This is a genomic window from Bradyrhizobium sp. NP1, from assembly GCF_030378205.1.
Lineage (GTDB): Bacteria > Pseudomonadota > Alphaproteobacteria > Rhizobiales > Xanthobacteraceae > Bradyrhizobium.
In genome coordinates this window covers 6,364,347-6,376,895 of record NZ_CP127385.1, presented here as the reverse complement: position 1 = coordinate 6,376,895, position 12,549 = coordinate 6,364,347, and the positions used below count along the sequence as shown (strand labels likewise).

16 protein-coding genes are annotated in these 12,549 nt (G+C 64.6%); 10 read left to right on the top strand and 6 right to left on the bottom strand.

What is annotated here, in order from left to right:
• Positions 1–93 precede the first annotated feature (93 nt).
• Positions 94–267, bottom strand: a complete 174-nt coding sequence (locus tag QOU61_RS30940; RefSeq protein WP_289654986.1) for a hypothetical protein — start codon at positions 265–267, stop codon at positions 94–96.
• Between QOU61_RS30940 and QOU61_RS30935 the strand changes: the two genes are divergently transcribed.
• Positions 256–690 (top strand): cupin domain-containing protein, encoded by a 435-nt coding sequence (locus QOU61_RS30935; protein ID WP_289654985.1) that lies wholly within the window; start codon positions 256–258, stop codon positions 688–690. The genes QOU61_RS30940 and QOU61_RS30935 overlap by 12 nt on opposite strands.
• A gap of 8 nt (positions 691–698) precedes the next feature.
• Complete coding sequence (locus QOU61_RS30930; RefSeq protein WP_289654984.1) at positions 699–836, top strand: hypothetical protein; 138 nt, start codon at positions 699–701, stop codon at positions 834–836.
• A gap of 82 nt (positions 837–918) precedes the next feature.
• On the opposite strand, the gene QOU61_RS30925 is transcribed toward QOU61_RS30930, so the two are convergent.
• The gene (locus tag QOU61_RS30925) at positions 919–1,143 is read right to left on the bottom strand and encodes a hypothetical protein (protein WP_289654983.1); all 225 of its coding nucleotides are present in this window, start codon (positions 1,141–1,143) and stop codon (positions 919–921) included.
• A gap of 170 nt (positions 1,144–1,313) precedes the next feature.
• On the opposite strand from QOU61_RS30925, the gene QOU61_RS30920 reads away from it, so the two are divergent.
• Positions 1,314–1,739, top strand: coding sequence for a hypothetical protein (locus QOU61_RS30920; protein WP_502876840.1), 426 nt, complete (start codon positions 1,314–1,316; stop codon positions 1,737–1,739).
• A 30-nt stretch (positions 1,740–1,769) separates the two neighbouring features.
• Here the strand turns inward: QOU61_RS30920 and QOU61_RS30915 are convergent, their stop codons facing one another.
• On the bottom strand, positions 1,770–3,005 hold the full coding sequence (locus QOU61_RS30915) for an ABC transporter substrate-binding protein (protein WP_289654982.1): 1,236 nt from the start codon (positions 3,003–3,005) through the stop codon (positions 1,770–1,772).
• Between the two features lie 245 nt (positions 3,006–3,250).
• On the opposite strand from QOU61_RS30915, the gene QOU61_RS30910 reads away from it, so the two are divergent.
• From QOU61_RS30910 to QOU61_RS30895, 4 genes are all read left to right on the top strand, one after another.
• Positions 3,251–4,084 carry an AraC family transcriptional regulator gene (locus tag QOU61_RS30910; protein WP_289654981.1) on the top strand — a complete coding sequence of 278 codons (834 nt, stop codon included), beginning with the start codon at positions 3,251–3,253 and terminating at the stop codon, positions 4,082–4,084.
• Positions 4,085–4,230: 146 nt separating this feature from the next.
• Entirely contained in the window at positions 4,231–5,157 is a 927-nt protein-coding gene (locus tag QOU61_RS30905; RefSeq protein ID WP_289654980.1) for an SMP-30/gluconolactonase/LRE family protein, read from the top strand.
• 12 nt (positions 5,158–5,169) lie between these two features.
• Positions 5,170–5,766 (top strand): GNAT family N-acetyltransferase, encoded by a 597-nt coding sequence (locus QOU61_RS30900; RefSeq protein WP_289654979.1) that lies wholly within the window; start codon positions 5,170–5,172, stop codon positions 5,764–5,766.
• Between the two features lie 58 nt (positions 5,767–5,824).
• On the top strand, positions 5,825–7,480 hold the full coding sequence (locus QOU61_RS30895; RefSeq protein WP_289654978.1) for a GMC family oxidoreductase: 1,656 nt from the start codon (positions 5,825–5,827) through the stop codon (positions 7,478–7,480).
• A gap of 31 nt (positions 7,481–7,511) precedes the next feature.
• Here the strand turns inward: QOU61_RS30895 and QOU61_RS30890 are convergent, their stop codons facing one another.
• Together QOU61_RS30890 and QOU61_RS30885 are read right to left on the bottom strand one after the other, a co-directional pair.
• Positions 7,512–8,354: an AAA family ATPase gene (locus QOU61_RS30890; RefSeq protein ID WP_289654977.1), complete on the bottom strand. Its 843-nt coding sequence runs from the start codon at positions 8,352–8,354 to the stop codon at positions 7,512–7,514.
• 101 nt (positions 8,355–8,455) lie between these two features.
• Complete coding sequence (locus QOU61_RS30885; RefSeq protein WP_289654976.1) at positions 8,456–8,704, bottom strand: GlsB/YeaQ/YmgE family stress response membrane protein; 249 nt, start codon at positions 8,702–8,704, stop codon at positions 8,456–8,458.
• A 153-nt stretch (positions 8,705–8,857) separates the two neighbouring features.
• Between QOU61_RS30885 and QOU61_RS30880 the strand changes: the two genes are divergently transcribed.
• The 3 genes from QOU61_RS30880 to sseA all read left to right on the top strand — a co-directional run bounded on the left by QOU61_RS30880 (position 8,858) and on the right by sseA (position 11,589).
• Positions 8,858–10,033, top strand: coding sequence for a vWA domain-containing protein (locus tag QOU61_RS30880; protein ID WP_289661883.1), 1,176 nt, complete (start codon positions 8,858–8,860; stop codon positions 10,031–10,033).
• Between the two features lie 148 nt (positions 10,034–10,181).
• Positions 10,182–10,595: a rhodanese-like domain-containing protein gene (locus QOU61_RS30875; RefSeq protein ID WP_289654975.1), complete on the top strand. Its 414-nt coding sequence runs from the start codon at positions 10,182–10,184 to the stop codon at positions 10,593–10,595.
• 133 nt (positions 10,596–10,728) lie between these two features.
• Positions 10,729–11,589 (top strand): 3-mercaptopyruvate sulfurtransferase, encoded by an 861-nt coding sequence (gene sseA, locus QOU61_RS30870; protein ID WP_289654974.1) that lies wholly within the window; start codon positions 10,729–10,731, stop codon positions 11,587–11,589.
• Between the two features lie 13 nt (positions 11,590–11,602).
• Here sseA and QOU61_RS30865 read toward each other — a convergent pair whose 3' ends face one another.
• Positions 11,603–12,544, bottom strand: a complete 942-nt coding sequence (locus tag QOU61_RS30865; protein ID WP_289654973.1) for a hypothetical protein — start codon at positions 12,542–12,544, stop codon at positions 11,603–11,605.
• Positions 12,545–12,549: the final 5 nt, after the last annotated feature.

Below are 12,549 nucleotides of genomic sequence, written 5' to 3'. Positions count from 1 at the left end.
ACGTCCTGCTCACGCCGCGTCCACGCCGCGACCTCCGGGATCGCGCGTGCCGATGCCGCACGAAAGCCGGTCGCGGCAGATTCGCGCCGCGCATCAAGCGCTTCCGCAAAGCGCGGCTGCGATCGGGATGACGCGGCGCAGCTGGCGCGAATTTCGCATGGCGCCATGGAGCTGTGAACGCGACGACGCGGCGCTGCCGAAAATTTGGACGCTGACGATGGTCGCGCACGCATCAACAATGCGGTGGAGGCCGTCATGAACCAGCATGCCGTCGTCAGCAGGTTTTCTCACGTCAAGCCCGGCGATACCGAATTCAAGGGAGGGGGCTTGCGCGACTTCTTTCTCTACCGCGATCTCGGTATTGCGGACGCGACCGGCGGCCAGGTGATCGCGCATCTGGTCAAGGCCAATGCGGACATGCCGCCCGAGGACGGCACCGGCTGGCATCGTCACGATTGCGATTTTCAGATCGTGATCATGATGAAGGGCTGGGCGCGCTTCATGTACGAGGACAAGCCGACGCTGGTGTCGGCTGGTGACGTCGTGCATCAGCGCCCGGGCATCGTGCACTACCTGTTCGATTACTCGCCCGACATGGAATATCTGGAGATCGTGGGCCCGGCGGACTTCAAGACCGTCGACATGCCGCCGGCCACAGACAAGGTCCCGCCCGTCACGCCCTGGAAATAGGAGAGGCCATGTCGTCGGCTGAAGAATTAACCTTTGTCATCGGCCGCTGGCTGCGGCCGATCACCATGCTGCTGAATATTGTGCTTCCGTTCCGCCCGCCGCCGACATCTAGCCGTGAACAAGCGAGTACGGCATCGAACCACTGATTCGGACCTGCTTCGTTCCCGCCGCGTTCACTTCGTTAAGCTGCGCGGCGGGAAAGTCGCATTCTGGGACAATCGTCGTCGTTCAGGCATTGCTCGCCTGCTTCAGGCGCGGCAGGCGCCAGCCGACGACGGTGGCTTCCACCATCTGGCCGGACTCGTCGTTGCGCCAGCGGCCATCGACAAAGCGGCAGGCAAAAGGCAATTGGTAAGTTCCGCTCTGATCCTCACACAATACCTGCACCGGTAATCCCGACGGTGGTTCCCCTTGGCCATCAAATTCAGCCAGACGTCGTTCACGCGTCGCCATCAATAAATCTCCCCTCAAAGTAGACCCCCGACCTTCGAGCACCCCTGCATCCGGTCGGGCATCACCTCAATCCTCAACGCGCGATTGAGGTTTCAGTGTGGTATGCTGCAAATCGGCGGATAGTGCCGTGCAATTTGCCGTGAACGTGTGATGGGAAAGAGTACTCGTGCATGAAGAACTCCAGCATGCGCCGAATCGCGCTCGCGGTTCCGTTCGTCGTTGCAACCATACCGTGCTTTTCTGCAGCGCGCGCCCAGGATGTTCCCGGGATCGAGATCTGCACGGTGGAAAAAACCATGGAGCGGCGCACCAGCTGCCTGCAAAGCAATGTCGAGTTCTTGCAGAAGACGATCACGAAGCTCGCCGCGGATCATCAGCAGAAGCTGGATGCGGCGAACCGGCAGATCGAAGTCCTGAAAGCCTCGCTCGTCTCGCTGCAGAAAATCACCGACGACCTGCAGGCGGCGCAGAAGAAAGCCGGCGACGATTCCGGCAAGAAGGCGGCCGCCGCACCTGTCGCAAAAGATGCGCCGCCCGCCAAGGATACGCCGGTCAAGGACGCCGCGCCGGCCGCGGCGAAGGACGGCGCGAAGTAGGGCGTCGGATTGTCGTCGCCTCCGTTGGAGCTACGAACCCTTCTCGCCCGACATCACGGGTCCGAACAATTCCCAGCTCTCGCCCTTGAAGCGCATCATCTGCAATTGCTCGAGCGGCGCGTAGTCGGTCGGGCCGGTCTTGATCCGCGTGCCCGGCAGATAGATGCCGATCTCGAAATTGAGATTGGCGGCCTGCTTCATGACGTTCTCCCTCGTGAGATCGTCGCCGCATTGCCGCAGCACCTGCTCTAGCCCCTTGGCCACGCCGTAGCCGAACACGGTGGAGGCGTCGTCCTGGTCGCCTTCGGGATACCATTTGGTCATGAAGGCCCGCCATTCCGTCATGGCCGGATCGTCTTTCCATTTCGGGTCCTTCGGATCCTTCAGGTAGTTGGTCGACAGGATGCCCTGATCGTTCTCGTAGCCGGCGGGCTTCATCACGCCGCCGATCGAGACCGAGACGTTGGTGAGGAAGTGCGCCGGATGCCAGCCGAGTTCGGCGATCTTCTTGATCGCTTGGGCTGCGAATTTCGGCGTGGTGACGTTGACGAAGATGTCGGGGTTGGCGCCCCTGATCTGCACCACCTGGGAATCGACCGTCGGCGCCGAAGTCTCGTAGGAGGATTCGACCACGATCAGCTTGCCCGCCTGATCGCCGAGGCCTTCATGCAGCCCGATCAGGTAGTCCTTGCCGAAATCGTCGTTCTGGTAGAGCACGCCGATGGTCTTGCCCGGCAGGTTCTTCAGGATGTAGGCGGCATAGATGCGCGCCTCGACCTGGTAGCTCGGCTGCCAGCCCATGGTCCATGGAAAGTTCTTCGGGTCGTTCCATTTCGCAGCGCCCGTGGAGACGAAGATCTGTGGCACCTTCTTCGTGTTCATGTACTTCTGGATCGCGGTGTTGCCCGGCGTGCCCAGTGGGTTGAAGATCAGAAGCACCTCGTCGCTTTCCACCAGCTTGCGCGCCTGTTCGACGGTCTTGGGCGGCGAATAGCCATCGTCATAGGAGATGAAGTTGATCTTGCGCCCGTGGATGCCGCCCTCGGCATTGATCTTGTTGAAGTAGGCGGCTTCGGTCTTGCCGATCGTGGCGTAGGCGGAGGCCGGCCCCGAATAGGGCATGATGTTGCCGATCTTGATCTCGGTGTCGGTGGCGCCCGGGTCGTATTTCTTCTGCGCGCTGGCGGTGCCGACGGCGGCCAGAAGACCCGCCAGCGCAACAATGCTGACTCGAATGGTGACTTGGCTCAAGACACGGTATTGCATCATCGTCCTCCCTGACGTTGGGCTCGCGCCATCTCTCGGGGGACAGCCTGGAGCCGCCGGATGCGTATCCAGTATGCACGAACAGGATCGCGTTGCCAGCAACGGCTTCGTTATTGTTTTCCGCACGACGGAAGCCGCGCCACCAAAATCGGCGGTGTCGAAGCCATGACCGCGGCAAGAACTGTCAAGCGGCGAATGGGCCGGTCGCCCATGATGACCGGGCTTCGAAGGAGGCCGTGATCGCCATGAATCCAGCCCAGAAGGCCCTCTGGTTCGTCGAGAGCCATCTCGCCGACCCGCTCAGCCTCGATGATATCGCCGATGTCGCCGGCATCTCACGCTTCCACCTGGTGCGGGCGTTCGCTGTCGCGACCGGCTTCTCGGTGATGCGTTACGTGCGCGCCCGCCGCCTCTCCGAGGCGGCGCGCGCGCTCGCCGCCGGTGCGCCGGATATCCTCACTTTGGCGCTGGATGCCGATTACGGCTCCCACGAAGCGTTCACCCGCGCGTTCCGCGACCATTTCGGGGTGACACCCGAAGCGGTGCGCGCTGCAACGTGCCTCGACCATCTCGAGCTTCAGGAGCCGATCCTCATGGACTCTACCCTCAGAGACGACCTTCACCCGCCGCGCTTCGAGACCGGCAAGGCGTTGTTGATCGCAGGCCTCGGCGAGCGCTACTCCTGCGAGAGCAGCGCCGCCATCCCGGGCCAGTGGCAGCGGTTTCATCGGGAGATCGGCGCGATCCCCGATCGGATCGGGCAGGTCGCCTATGGCGTCTGCTGCAACAGCGATGATTCCGGCAACTTCGACTATATCGCCGGCGTCGAGGTGTCGGACTATTCCGACCTGCCGCGCGGCTTTGCGCGGGTGCGCATTCCGGCGCGGCGCTACGCTGTCTTCACCCATCGCGAGCACGTCTCCACGGTGCGGCGCACCGTCAACACCATCTGGAATCACTGGCTGCCGAATTCCGGACTGAAGGCGGCGGACGCGCCCACTTTCGAGCGCTACGACGAGAAGTTCGATCCGCTCACCGGCAATGGCGGGTTCGAGATCTGGGTGCCGGTCGAAGACTGAACCCACGCTGCAACGCAGCCCTGCGCAAAGTCGTCCGCGCGTTGCTTGGCAAGGGCGGGCGACTTTGTCATAACTTGCCAAACAAGCGTTGCGTGCGCGGGACCTGAGGACTGACATCCGCCGGCAGCCGAGAAGCGGGAGGGACCATGTCCAGCGTCCGGGTACTTGCCAGCGATCTGGAATTTCCGGAAGGGCCGGTGGCGATGCCGGACGGCTCTGTCGTGCTGGTGGAAATTCGCGGCCAGCGGCTGACCCGCGTGTGGCCCGACGGCCGCAAGGAAGTGGTGGCCAAGATTCCCGGCGGTCCCAATGGTGCAGCGCTAGGCCCCGACGGCAAGATGTACGTCTGCAACAATGGCGGCTTTTCCTGGATCCCGACCCGCAACATGATCATGCCGGGACCGCAGCCCGAGGACTATCGCGGCGGCTCGATCCAGCGCGTCGATCTTGCGAGCGGCAAGGTCGAGACCGTCGTCGACAAATGCGGCGAGCATGCGCTGCGCGGCCCTAACGATCTGGTGTTCGACCGCCATGGCGGGCTGTGGTTCTCCGATCTCGGCAAGCGCCGCGCCCGCGAGATGGATGTCGGCGCCTTCTATTACATCAAGCCGGGGATGAAGGAGATCGTCGAGGCCGTGCATGGCGTGCTGCCGGCGAACGGCATCGGGCTGTCGCCGGACGAGAACACGGTGTACATCGCGGAGACGCCGACCGCGCGGCTGTGGGCCTACGACCTTTCGGCGCCTGGCGTGGTTCGCCCGCGCGACGTCATCTATCGCGGCGAGCGGGGCAAGCCGATCGCGGGCCTCGGCGGCTACCAGATGTTCGACTCGCTCGCGGTCGAGGCGTCAGGCAATGTCTGCGTCGCGACCCTGGTCTCCGGCTGCATCACGGTGATCGCGCCCGATGGTTCCGTTGTCGAGCAGGTGCCGACCGGCGACCGCGTCACCACCAACATCGCCTTCGGTGGTCCCGAATTGAAAACGGCCTATATCACGCTGTCGGGCAAGGGCGAGCTGATCGCGATGGACTGGCCGCGGCCCGGCCTGCCGCTGAATTTCCTGAACAAGTGAGTGGATCGATCGATGAGCTGGCTTCAACCCGTCACCCTGCGCGGCCCGCATGCAAGGCTCGAGCCGCTGTCGCATGAGCATCGCGACGGGCTGGTGGAGGCAGTGCGGGACGGCGAGCTGTGGAAGCTCTGGTACACGTCTGTCCCGCGGCCCGAGACCATGGGCAAGGAGATCGAGCGCCGGCTCGGCCTGCAGGCGGCGGGATCGATGCTGCCGTTCACGGCGTTCGACGCCGACGGCAGGATCGCCGGCATGACCACCTACATGAACGTGGATGCGGCCAACCGCCGTGTCGAGATCGGCTCGACCTGGTACACGAAGCGGGTGCAGCGCACCGCGCTCAACACCCAATGCAAGCTCCTGCTGCTCACGCACGCGTTCGAAAAGCTCGACTGCATCGCGGTCGAGTTCCGTACCCATTTCTTCAACCATCAGAGCCGGCGCGGCATCGAGCGGCTGGGCGCCAAGCAGGACGGCATCCTGCGCAGCCACCAGATCGCGCCGAACGGCACGCTGCGCGACACCGTGGTCTATTCCATCATCGCGGCCGAATGGCCGACGGTGAAGGCGCATCTGACCTACCAGCTCAGCGAGAAGCTGCGCGAATGATCGCCGCAGCGGCGCCGGGTTTGCGACAAGTCGCGTCACGACGGGAACGGCTGCAACGATGGATATTTTCGACTATGTGATCGTGGGTTCGGGTTCCGCCGGCAGCGTGCTCGCCTATCGGCTGAGCGAAGATCCGGCCACCACGGTCTGCGTGCTCGAGGCCGGGCCGAAGGATTGGCATCCCTACATTCATCTGCCGGCCGGCTTCATCAAGACCTTCCACATGCGAAGCATCAACTGGGCCTACCAGCAGGAGGTAGGTCCCTATACCGGCGGCCGCAGCATCTATGCGCCGCGCGGCAAGACGCTGGGCGGCTCGTCCTCCATCAACGGTCATATCTACAACCGCGGCCAGCGCCAGGATTTCGACACCTGGGCGCAGCTCGGCAATCGCGGTTGGGGCTATGCCGACGTGCTGCCCTATTTCAAGCGGCTGGAGCGGCGCGTCGGCGAGGGCGAGGACACCTATCGCGGGCGTGACGGCAATCTGGTCGTCACCACCATGGACTGGAAGGACCCGCTGTGCGAGGCCTTCATGGCGGGCGCGATGAGCCTCGGCATCCCGCGCAACCCCGACTATAACGGCGCGATCCAGGAGGGCGTTTCCTACGCCCAGCGCACCATTCAAAAGGGCCTGCGCGTCAGTGCCGCCACCGCGTTCCTGCATCCGGCGCGCAGGCGGGGCAACGTCAGCGTCCGCACGCATGCGCATGCGACCGAGATCGTCTTCGAGGGCAAGCGCGCGGTCGGCGTGCGCTACATGCAGGGTGGCAAGGGCGGCACGCCGGTCGAGGTGCGCGCGAGGAAAGAGGTGATCCTCTCCGGCGGCACCTACAACTCGCCGCAGCTGCTGCAGCTCTCGGGCGTCGGCTCACCGGAATTGCTGCGCGCGCACGGCATCGAGGTACGTCATGCGCTCGCAGGCGTCGGCGAGGGATTGCAGGACCACTACGCGCCACGCTCGGTGGCGCGGGTGAAGAACATCAAGACCATCAATCAGCTTCGCCAGGGCTGGCATCTCTGGGTCGAGGCCCTGAAATGGGCGACCACGCGGCGCGGACTTTTGTCGCTGTCGCCGACCATGGTCTATTGCTTCTGGCATTCCGGCGAGACCACCGAGAGCTCGGACCTGCAGCTGACCTTCACGCCGGCCAGCTACAAAGAGGGCGTGCAGGGCCAGCTCGAGGACGAGCCGGGCATGACGGTCGCTTCCTGGCAGCAGCGCCCGGAGGCGCGCGGCTATGTTCGTATCCGCTCCGCCGATCCGTTCGAGGCGCCTGTGATCCAGACCAACTATCTCGGCCACGAGCTTGACCGCCGCGTCGTCGTCGCCGGCATGAAGCTGGCGCGGCGGCTGCTGCAGTCGGTGCCGCTCGCGCCCTACTACGCCTATGAGGATTTTCCCGGGCCGAACGTGCAGTCGGACGACGAGTTCCTGGCGGCGGCGACCCAGCGCGGCACCACCACCTTCCATCCCGGCTGCACCTGCCGGATGGGACCGGCCGGCACGAACTGGGCCGTGGTTGACGACCAGCTCCGCGTGCATGGCCTCGAAGGCCTGCGCGTGATCGATGCCTCGATCATGCCGCGCATGATCTCGGCCAATCTCAACGCGTCCACGATGATGATCGCCGACCGCGCCAGTGACCTGATCCGCGGCAAGGCGCCGCCGGAGGCCGCGCGCATTCCGGACAGCGTCGTCGCCGGCGTGTGATGAAGCGCGGCTGAGCCGGTCGTGCGTCGGGCTATACCTCGCGCCGGCTCAAGAACGCCAGCCGCTCGAATAGGTGCACGTCTTGCTCGTTCTTGAGCAGCGCGCCGTGCAGCGGTGGGATCAGCTTGCGCGGATCGCGTTCCCTGAGCATCTCCGGCGTGATGTCCTCGTTGAGCAGAAGCTTCAGCCAGTCGAGCAGCTCCGAGGTCGACGGCTTCTTCTTCAGGCCGGGCACCTCGCGCACCTCGAAGAAGATGCGCAGCGCTTCCTCGACCAGGCGCTTCTTGATCCCGGGGAAATGCACGTCGACGATCCGCACCATGGTGTCGGCATCGGGGAACTTGATGTAGTGGAAGAAGCAGCGGCGCAGGAAGGCGTCCGGCAGCTCCTTCTCGTTGTTGGAGGTGATCATCACGATCGGGCGCAGCTTCGCCTTGATGTTCTCGCCGGTCTCGTAGACGAAGAACTCCATGCGATCGAGCTCGAGCAGCAGGTCGTTGGGAAACTCGATATCGGCCTTGTCGATCTCGTCGATCAGGAGCACCGGCCGCTTCTCGGAGGTGAACGCGTCCCACAATTTGCCGCGCTTGATGTAGTTCGAGATGTCGGACACCCTGGCGTCGCCGAGCTGGCTGTCGCGCAGGCGCGACACCGCGTCATATTCGTAGAGGCCCTGCTGCGCCTTGGTGGTCGACTTGATGTGCCAGGTGAGGAGCGGCGCGCCGAGCGCTTTCGCAACCTCCTCGGCGAGCACGGTCTTGCCGGTGCCGGGCTCGCCCTTCACGAGCAGCGGGCGCTCGAGCACGATCGAGGCGTTGACCGCGACCTTGAGATCGTCAGTAGCGACATAGTCCTTGGTGCCGGTGAATTTCATCCAGTATCCGCCTGTTCCCTTAAAAAGCGCGTTCGCGATTGTTCCTGCCTTAACAGGAAATCTCGGCCAAAACAGCCTCGTCGCCGGAATGGGGGAATGCGCTAGGCGCGCCTGACCAGGGACAGGATCACCAGCACGATGACGGCGCCGATCGTGGCGTTGATGATGTCGCGAACCGTGGTGCCTGACCCCAGGCTGACGCCGAGTTGCGGCAGGATCCAGCTCGCGACCAGCGCGCCAATGATGCCGACCACGATGTTTCCGATCAGGCCGAAGCCCGCGCCGTGCACGATCAGCCCGGCGAGCCAGCCTGCAATCGCTCCGATCACCAGTGCCGCAAGAATACCCATGGAGAAAACCCCCGAAAACTGCCCTGACGGGAGCAATTCTAGAGGAAAAACCCGCCCGGTCTAGGCGGGTCTGCGGCCGTCCCGGCGGTAAAGATGATCCTTGTCATCCATCCCGCCCTTGACCTTCCACCTCCGACGCGCAATCTGTCACCCATGTTCCTGCAGTTCTTCACCTCGCTCCGCGACGCGCAGATCCCCGTGACCCTGCGCGAATACCTGACGCTGATGGAAGCGCTCGACGCCGACCTCGCCGAGCAGACGGTGGAGAATTTCTATTACCTGTCGCGCGCGGCGCTGGTGAAGGACGAGCGCAATCTCGACAAGTTCGATCGCGTCTTCGGTACCGTCTTCAAGGGGCTCGAGAACCTGCTCGATGCGATGGAGAAGGCGGATATCCCGGCCGAATGGCTGAAGAAGCTCGCCGAAAAATATCTCACCGAGGAAGAGAAGAAGCAGATCGAGGCCATGGGCTGGGACAAGCTCATGGAGACGCTGCGCAAGCGACTCGAGGAGCAGAAGGGGCGCCACCAGGGCGGCAGCAAGTGGATTGGCACCGCCGGCACTTCGCCGTTCGGCGCCCACGGTTACAATCCCGAAGGCGTGCGCATCGGCCAGGAGAAGAACCGCAATTTCCGCGCCGTGAAGGTATGGGACCGCCGCGAGTTCAGGGATCTCGACGGCAATGTCGAGCTCGGCATCCGCAACATCAAGATCGCGCTGCGCCGCCTGCGCAAATTCGCCCGCACCGGCGCGCCCGACGAGCTCGATCTCGATACCACGATCAAGGAGACCGCCAACCACGGCTATCTCGACGTGGTGATGCGTCCCGAGCGGCGCAACGCGGTCAAGGTGCTGGTGTTCTTCGACATCGGCGGCTCGATGGATTCCCACATCGAGCAGGTCGAGGAGCTGTTCTCGGCGGCGAAGAGCGAATTCAAGCACATGGAATATTTCTACTTCCACAACTGCCTCTATGAAGGCGTCTGGAAGCAGAACAAGCGACGCTTCACCGACCGCACGCCGACCTGGGACGTGCTGCACAAATATCCGCACGACTACAAGGTGGTGTTCGTCGGCGACGCCTCGATGTCGCCTTACGAGATCATGGTGCCGGGCGGCTCGGTCGAGCACGTCAACGAGGAGGCCGGCTCGGTCTGGCTCGAGCGCATCGTGCGCACCTATCCGCACGCGGTCTGGCTCAATCCGGTGCAGCAGAAGCACTGGGACTATTCGGAATCGACCACCATCATCCGCCGCATCTTCGCAAGCCGCATGTATCCGATCACGATCGAGGGGCTGGAGAACGCGATGAAGGAGCTGGTGCGGTAGGCGCGAACTGTCGTTCCGGGGCGATGCGCAAGCATCGAACTATGGTGCGCAGTTGCGCACCTGAGAACCTCGAGGTCATGGAATACGATCGAGATTCCGGGTTCGTCGCTGCGCGACGCCCCGGAATGACGGAGTCAAGGAGGACAAAATGCCCCAGACCATCCACCGCGGCATCAAGGCCATGGTCGACGAGGCCAACGCCGAGATCGAGACCATCAGCGCGGACGACGCCATCAAGATCGTGCATAACGGCGACGTCGTCATCGTCGACATTCGCGACCCCCGGGAGATCGAGCGCGACGGCAAGATCCCCGGTGCGTTCTCCTGCACCCGCGGCATGCTGGAGTTCTGGATCGATCCGCAAAGTCCCTATGCCAAGCCGATCTTCCAGGAGGACAAGAAGTTCATCTTCCATTGCGCAGGCGGCCTGCGCTCGGCGCTCGCGGCCAAGACCGCGCAGGACATGGGCTTGAGGCCGGTCGCCCATATCGGCGGCGGCTTTGCGGCCTGGCGCGACGCGGGCGGGCCGGTCGAGAAGTGGGAGCCGAAGAAGAAGGGCTAGCGGTGGTCGAAACGACCACCCTCGTCATGCCCGGGCTTGACCCGGGCATGCACGTTTTTGCAGACATACAAGGAAGGCGTGGATGGCCGGGACGAGCCCGGCCATGACGACCGTGGAAAGGACGGAGACACCGATGCCCCCTAGCACCACCGACCCGCTCGTCTCCACCGAATGGCTCGCCGCGCATCTCAACGACCCGAACGTCAGGATCGTCGACGCCTCGTTCAAGATGCCGGGCGTGCTGCCGTTGCCGAAGGATGATTACCTGAAGGCGCATATTCCCGGCGCCGTGTTCTTCGATGTCGACGCCGTGTCCGACCACTCAAATCCGCTGCCGCACATGTTTCCGGGCGCGGAGCAGTTCGGCCGCGATGTCGGGGCGCTCGGCATCGGCAACGACGACACGGTCGTGGTCTATGACGCCGGCGGCTGGGTCGCAGGTCCCCGCGCCTGGTGGATGTTGCTGGCCTACGGCCACGACAAGGTGCGCGTGCTCGACGGCGGATTGAAGAAGTGGCAGGCCGAGGGCCGGCCGGTCGAGAGCGGCGCAGTCACGCCGAAGCCCGCCACCTTCAAGGCCACGTTCGACGCAAGGCGCGTGCGCTCGATGCAGCAGATGGCGGCAAACCTCGCAAGCCATGCCGAGCAGGTGATCGATGCGCGCGCCGCCGACCGCTTCGAAGGCCGCGTCGCCGAACCGCGGCCGGGCCTTCGCTCCGGGCACATCCCGGGCAGCCGCAGCCTTCCCTACAACACGCTGTTCGATGGGGCGACCGGCACGATGAAGCCGCTTGCCGAGTTGCGCGCAGCGTTTGCGGCCGCAGGCGCAAAGCTCGATGCGCCCATCGTCACGAGCTGCGGCTCGGGCGTGTCGGCGGCCGTGCTCACGCTCGCGCTCTACCGCTTGGGGGTTGAAAATCCCGCGCTCTATGACGGCTCATGGTCGGAATGGGGGCAGGCGGGCGGCCCGCCGGTCGCGACCGGGCCGGCCTGACCGGTCAGAGCATCTAGCGCGTACGCGTGGTTGCCGCCGTCGCCGCGATCGGTGGCTGCCCGAAGGGATTGAGCGCCTGCTGTTGCGCCAGCGCGGCCGCCTGCAGGCGCGCGAGCCGGACTGCGCGCGCGCGACGCCGCGCCGCCTCACGACGCCTTTCCCGCGCCGCCTCGGCGCGCTGGCGCTTCCGGGCCGCGTCCTGCTCGGTTTCCTGATCGGCGGGCCTTGCCGCCGAAGGATCAATCGTGACCGGCTCGCCGCCGAGCGTTGCGATCTTCGATGACGCCGCGGCATCAGGCGCGCTCGCCGGCGATTGATCGGAGCGCGGCGGCTCACTTGCCGCGACCTTGATCTCCGACGCTGGCGCCGCCGCGGGCGGGACCGACGTCTCGGCCGTCGCTTGCTGCGGCTCTGGCGCGGCCGCCTCGGCCTTGGCTTCCGGATTGCGGGGTTCAGGATTGGCCGCAGCGTCCGTGACCGGCTCCGCGGCGGCCGGCTCGGCTGCAACTAGCTCAGGCTTTGGCGGGACGTTCGGTTCAGCTTCGCGAGCCGGCGCGCCAGGTGTTGCCCGGACGTCCGGTACGGACGCGACGTCCGGCTGCTTCGGCCCGGTGGCCGCTTGTTCGGGCGACTTCGGCTCGGGCGCCTTCCGGTCGGACACGGGCTCGACGACCAGGGTGGCGAGCACCGCTTTGGTCGGCTCATTCTGCTGGGCAAACACCGTTTCCGGCGGCGCACGCCAGGTCGGGTTTGAGGCAAATTGCTCATGGGCGGCGCGCAGCAGCGCGGCGGCGCCCAACCCGAATACCAGGATCGACAGCGACAGCACGATCGCGGCGAACAGGAAACGAAAGCCGGGCAGCATGGCAGGGGCATTTCCACCTTCGCAGCCGGGCTGCAAAGGCCTAGATCGAGCGGGAACGCGGTGGAACAAGAGGCCGCGTTCGCTGTGCATGAGGT

Coding starts and splice junctions, on each gene's coding strand:
- QOU61_RS30925 (WP_289654983.1), bottom strand. CDS start 1,143: ATGGCGACGCGTGAACGACGTCTGGCTGAATTTGATGGCCAAGGGGAA.
- QOU61_RS30920 (WP_502876840.1), top strand. CDS start 1,314: ATGAAGAACTCCAGCATGCGCCGAATCGCGCTCGCGGTTCCGTTCGTC.
- QOU61_RS30935 (WP_289654985.1), top strand. CDS start 256: ATGAACCAGCATGCCGTCGTCAGCAGGTTTTCTCACGTCAAGCCCGGC.
- sseA (WP_289654974.1), top strand. CDS start 10,729: ATGCCCCCTAGCACCACCGACCCGCTCGTCTCCACCGAATGGCTCGCC.
- QOU61_RS30900 (WP_289654979.1), top strand. CDS start 5,170: ATGAGCTGGCTTCAACCCGTCACCCTGCGCGGCCCGCATGCAAGGCTC.
- QOU61_RS30915 (WP_289654982.1), bottom strand. CDS start 3,005: ATGCAATACCGTGTCTTGAGCCAAGTCACCATTCGAGTCAGCATTGTT.
- QOU61_RS30895 (WP_289654978.1), top strand. CDS start 5,825: ATGGATATTTTCGACTATGTGATCGTGGGTTCGGGTTCCGCCGGCAGC.
- QOU61_RS30885 (WP_289654976.1), bottom strand. CDS start 8,704: ATGGGTATTCTTGCGGCACTGGTGATCGGAGCGATTGCAGGCTGGCTC.
- QOU61_RS30875 (WP_289654975.1), top strand. CDS start 10,182: ATGCCCCAGACCATCCACCGCGGCATCAAGGCCATGGTCGACGAGGCC.
- QOU61_RS30940 (WP_289654986.1), bottom strand. CDS start 267: ATGCTGGTTCATGACGGCCTCCACCGCATTGTTGATGCGTGCGCGACC.
- QOU61_RS30890 (WP_289654977.1), bottom strand. CDS start 8,354: ATGAAATTCACCGGCACCAAGGACTATGTCGCTACTGACGATCTCAAG.
- QOU61_RS30930 (WP_289654984.1), top strand. CDS start 699: ATGTCGTCGGCTGAAGAATTAACCTTTGTCATCGGCCGCTGGCTGCGG.
- QOU61_RS30910 (WP_289654981.1), top strand. CDS start 3,251: ATGAATCCAGCCCAGAAGGCCCTCTGGTTCGTCGAGAGCCATCTCGCC.
- QOU61_RS30880 (WP_289661883.1), top strand. CDS start 8,858: ATGTTCCTGCAGTTCTTCACCTCGCTCCGCGACGCGCAGATCCCCGTG.
- QOU61_RS30865 (WP_289654973.1), bottom strand. CDS start 12,544: ATGCACAGCGAACGCGGCCTCTTGTTCCACCGCGTTCCCGCTCGATCT.
- QOU61_RS30905 (WP_289654980.1), top strand. CDS start 4,231: ATGTCCAGCGTCCGGGTACTTGCCAGCGATCTGGAATTTCCGGAAGGG.